This is a genomic window from Phenylobacterium aquaticum, from assembly GCF_947378715.1.
In the GTDB taxonomy this organism is placed as follows: Bacteria; Pseudomonadota; Alphaproteobacteria; order Caulobacterales; family Caulobacteraceae; genus Phenylobacterium; species Phenylobacterium aquaticum_A.
In genome coordinates this window covers 1-3,371 of sequence record NZ_CANCLE010000266.1, presented here as the reverse complement: position 1 = coordinate 3,371, position 3,371 = coordinate 1, and the positions used below count along the sequence as shown (strand labels likewise).

The 3,371-nt window shown below is 62.7% G+C and carries 1 protein-coding gene and 1 pseudogene; one reads left to right on the top strand and one right to left on the bottom strand.

Annotated elements, in window-relative coordinates; genetic code table 11:
- Positions 1 to 1,219: pseudogene (locus Q7P21_RS20295) on the bottom strand (IS1182 family transposase); the annotation flags it as partial.
- Positions 1,220 to 1,334: 115 nt separating this feature from the next.
- Between Q7P21_RS20295 and Q7P21_RS20290 the strand changes: the two are divergent.
- Positions 1,335 to 2,357 (top strand): hypothetical protein, encoded by a 1,023-nt coding sequence (locus Q7P21_RS20290; protein WP_304171644.1) that lies wholly within the window; start codon positions 1,335 to 1,337, stop codon positions 2,355 to 2,357.
- Positions 2,358 to 3,371: the final 1,014 nt, after the last annotated feature.

Below are 3,371 nucleotides of genomic sequence, written 5' to 3'. Positions count from 1 at the left end.
ATGGCGTCGATGACCGCCTCGTGCTCCCAGCGATAGATGCGCCGCTCCCGACCCGTCGTGCATTGCGATTTGATCGCACAGGTCCCGCAATTGCTCGGCCAGTAAGCTCGCAGGTTCAGGCCGGCTTTTTCTGACGTGAAGCGCCATGTCAGCAGTTCGCCAGCTGGACACCGATAGACGTCTTGCTCGGGCAGATAGACGAAGTCCTGCTTGCCGAAGCGGCCCTCCGCCTTCGCCCCTGAGGTGAGCGGCTTAGGGACGTACGACGTCACGCCGAGGGCCTCGCAGGTCACGATCTCCTCGCCCGAGAAGTAGCCGCGGTCAGCCAGCATCTCGAGACCGTCCACGCCCATGGCGGCCTTGGCCTTTTCGCTCATGGCCGAGAGCTGCCGTCGGTCGATGCCGGTCATGACCACGTCGTGCGCCACGATCAGGTGATGCTCGGCCTCGACGACGGACTGCACGTTGTAGCCGACGATGCCGCTGCCCCGGCCACTCGTCGCCATGGACCGCGCGTCCGGATCGGTCGGCGAGACCTGGCTGTCAGGCGATGCGTCAACCTGGACCTCCATCGCCTTCAGCGCCTGCATCTGGGCGCGCAGGGTTTCGATCTTGCCCTTCAGCTTTCCGGCCCGCGCCTCGGCGGCCTCGCCTTCCTGCCGATCGGCCGTGTCGAGGTCGGCCAGGTAGCCGGCGATGTGCTCGGCCACCTGCTCCATCCGCTTCTTCAGCTTGGTGGCTGTGAAGTTCTTGTCGCGGGTGTTCACGGCCTTGAACTTGCTGCCGTCTACCGCCGCCAGGGCCTGGGTGAAGAGCCCGATCTGGCGGCACAGCACCACGAAGTGCGCGCACGCCGCCTGGATCGCCGGGCCGTGGTCCTTCCGGAAGTTGGCGATGGTCTTGTGGTCCGGCGCCAGCTTGCCCGTCAGCCACATCAGCTCGACGTTGCGCCCGGCCTCCCGCTCCAGCCGACGGCTCGACGGCACGACGGCACGCGGTTCAGGTAGCCGTAGACGTAAAGCTTCAAGAGCGTCGCCGGATGATAGGCAGGCCGGCCTGTCGCGGCTGGCGCCACCCCAAAGCCCAGGTCTCCCAGATCGAGCTCGTCCACGAAGACATCGATCACCCGCGCCGGGTTGTCCTCCGACACGTAGTCATCGAGGCAGCTGGGAAGCAGCGTCGGCTGCCGGCGGTCTTCACCTTCGACGAAGCGGGACATCTCATCACCCCCAACGTTGCTACATTAGGGGGCTACGGTGCTTCGCGTTTTTACACAGCCTCGACCCATTGCGGACCTTGACCGTGTCTGCTTTTCGAGTGCCGATCAGGCTGTCATGGGCGTCGTCATTGATTTCATCGAACTCGTTCTGGGGCGCCGCCGAAGCCAAGTTCCCGGACCGCGCACTCGCATGCCTTTCGCGGTCTTCGACGAGGCGGCATTTGGAGCCTCTCTCGCTCACCTCGACTTGGCTAAGGCGACAGACGTTCTTCTCCTAGGCGGGCAATTTGCCGCGACGTGCCTGCCCTACGGCGATGACCGACGGACGGCGGCGCGCCTCGCAATGCAGGCGCATCCAGATGCGGCTTGGATTTTGTGCTTCGATTCAGATGGCTACATACGAGAGGCAGCGCTACGGCGGCTGAACTCGCCTGCAGAAACCACAGGAAGACTCGTGGCTCTGACGCTTCGTTTGAACGACTGGGTCCCCCAGGTCAGACAGCAGGCAGTCGAGGCCTTCCGGCGGGTCTGGCCGCTGACGCCTCCCGGTGTCATCGCTGGCGCAGTGCCTTACCTGCTTCGACAACGCTTCATTTGGCGGCGATGGACGCACGAGGGGAATTGCATCGATGAACTGCTCGGCGACGCCAGCGTCGCCGCGGAAGTCATCTTGCTGCTACTCCACGGTCGATCCGGCTCTCTGGGGCGCACCCTTGCTCAGGCCCTGCGCTTTCCGGTCTATGACCCTGCTCTTGCTAAGCTCGCACTGGAGGCGCGCCTCCCAGACGTCCGCGCGACCGCCATGAAGACAATCATGCAAGGCGAAGCGGTTTGGCCAATCGGGCATGGATGGGCGTGGATAGATAAGACCATGGGGGTACGCCGGCGCATCACCCTCACCGAACGCCGATCGGTTTCGGCTCCTGAGCCTCCAGACTTGCTGAAGGCCGGGATAGCCGATCGTTCAGCCCTCGTCAGAAAGGTGGCTGCGGCAGTTGCTGTCGAACGGATGAACAATATCCCTGACATCACAGAAATTGTCGCGGTGCTGGCCAACGATAGGAGCGCGGCTGTGAGGGACCGCGCCGACTACATCAGGCGCCATCTCGGGTCGCCGAAGGGTTTGGCAGGGAGCTAGCGCCAATGCAGCCGAACGCCGGCTTCTGGGCAGCAGCTCAACTTCCGCAATCCACCCACTCCCGTCATTGAACGCGTCCGCTCTTGGCCCTGGAGCCCTCGTGGCAGCGAATGTCTGGTTCCTGGCCGCCATCGCGCGACGGCTCACGACCCATTGCCGCAGTTGCGCATAAATTGCGTAGACATCAGGAATGGAGAAATCCTCGGAGGGTTCGTGAAGCGATTTGTCTGGACACTCGGGTGCGCTGCACTCTGCGGCGGGCTCTTGGTCTCTGTGGCGGCCGTTGCCGAACCACTGCTGTTTTCTCCTAGGGTCGAACTCGACATCAGGCTGACTGACCAGGCCCAAAAGTATTTGTCTCGAGCCGAGAAGCCGCTTTGTGCCAGCCTGTACGTGACCGGTTGGGGGAACAGTGGCGAACCGGACATCGAGCCGGATATTGGGTTGAAGAAAGAAGCCGTCCGTTGCGTACGGACATCCCAGCATGTGCTTTTCGAGCCGCAACCCTATTTGCGCAGTTCGCTTAAGCGCATCCACGGGCCGCCTCGGCTCAATATCGCGACTGGTTGGTATAACCCGAGACAAGCCCGCCAAATGTACAGCTGTACGCCGATAGACGTTCGATTCGATCAGGTTTCAAGGGCCCCGCTAGTTGTCCGATGCGATCTTCTGCAATCCTGACAAAGTCCGCTTTCCACGGTGGGTTCAACTGATCGCCGCAACACACTCGGCGAAGGTCTCCGCGGGCGTCTTGTAGAGCAAGGTTTTTCTTGGTAGTGCGCCGGGAACCACGGTCCACACTGTTGAGCAACACCCAAAGGGCGGCTACCGAGTAACATGCGACGTCCGGCCTGAGGCACTCGACGAAAATCGGGACGCGCACCTGTTGTCCAGCTTCGATACATGCTGGAGTGACCCCGATTGGCGGCGCCTTCTGACCCGGTTGCGGCCCGCGTGGCGCTGACGAGAGAGCTCCCATGGACATTCACAAGCCGAAGGCCGCCCACAATTGGC

Excerpts from the sequence above, each read along its gene's own strand:
- Q7P21_RS20290 (WP_304171644.1), top strand. The coding sequence starts at position 1,335 with ATGGGCGTCGTCATTGATTTCATCGAACTCGTTCTGGGGCGCCGCCGA.